Source organism: Lentzea sp. NPDC060358 (assembly GCF_042725365.1).
GTDB lineage: Bacteria > Actinomycetota > Actinomycetes > Mycobacteriales > Pseudonocardiaceae > Lentzea.
The window spans coordinates 1-1,005 of sequence record NZ_JBHXCW010000524.1 but is presented as its reverse complement, the minus strand read 5'-3'; the positions used below and the strand labels follow the sequence as shown (position 1 = coordinate 1,005).

Below are 1,005 nucleotides of genomic sequence, written 5' to 3'. Positions count from 1 at the left end.
GGCCGTGCGCCTCCTCACCGAGCTGCTGCGGTCCGCCCCTCCGCCCCCCGGGGAACCGGAAGCGGCCGGACCGGGGGAGCGGCCCCAAAGGCGACGGGAGCGGCCGCCGGAGGACCGGCCCGGGACCTGACCTCCGGTGTGTACGGCCCGAGGGCGACCCGGGCCGTCACATCGGCGATCTCCCCGCTCACCGCGCACCGGACCACCGCCGCTCCCTGCGCCGCGGCCACCTTCCCGGCAGCCGCGCACGCCTCCTCGGGCCCCCTCAGGGCGCGGTCGGCCGCGGCCAGATCCGCGGCACCGCCCGCCCGGTGCCGGACGACCACCACCTGGCCGAGGGCCAGCACCACCGCGAACACCGCGCACAACGTGGCCGTCGTCATCGCCACCCACACCGTGGCCAGCCCCCGGTCCCCGCCCACCGGCCGTCCACCCCAGCGCGCGCGGACCGGGACACCCCCGCGCACCCGGACCAGGACGGCCCCGGCCGCCCGGGCGAGGAAAGCCGCACGGAGCTGGACCAGGACAGCCTCCGTACCCCGGACCAGAACCGCCGCACCGAGCCGCACCGGTCCCACCGTGCGGAGCCCGACCGGTCCCGCAGCGCGCGACCTCACGAAAACCACGGCCCGTCCCCGCCCGCCCGTCGGATTCATGGCAATGCCCCCACCGTGTCCTCGGCCAGCGCGGCCGCCTCCGCGTGCAGTGTCAGGGCCAGCGGCCCCGGTCCCGGCATCGGCGCCGCCACGCGTACCCGCCACAGCTCCCCCGTCCGCTCCAGCGCTACTTCTGCCCCGTCCGGAGCCGCCGAGCGGGCGGCCTCCAGGGCCTGGGGCTCCGGCTCCGAACGGGCCGCCGCCCTTGCCCCGGCCCGCGCCGCGTCCACGCACCGGATCTGGGCGGAGGCGGCCATCAGCGCCCAGACCAGCGTCAGCGCGAACACCACCAGCACCGGAATCGCCATGGCCGCCTCCGCCGTCACCGCGCCCCGGTCCCTGTCAGAAC

Annotated in this window: 2 protein-coding genes; both read right to left on the bottom strand. The window is 78.1% G+C overall.

Features of this window, described 5'->3' with window-relative positions:
- Positions 1–14: 14 nt before the first annotated feature.
- Positions 15–617 (bottom strand): Rv3654c family TadE-like protein, encoded by a 603-nt coding sequence (locus tag ACFWGZ_RS41365; protein ID WP_382457036.1) that lies wholly within the window; start codon positions 615–617, stop codon positions 15–17.
- Between the two features lie 35 nt (positions 618–652).
- Positions 653–1,005: TadE family type IV pilus minor pilin (locus ACFWGZ_RS41360; RefSeq protein WP_382457035.1), on the bottom strand; the 353-nt coding region annotated here is incomplete at its 5' end.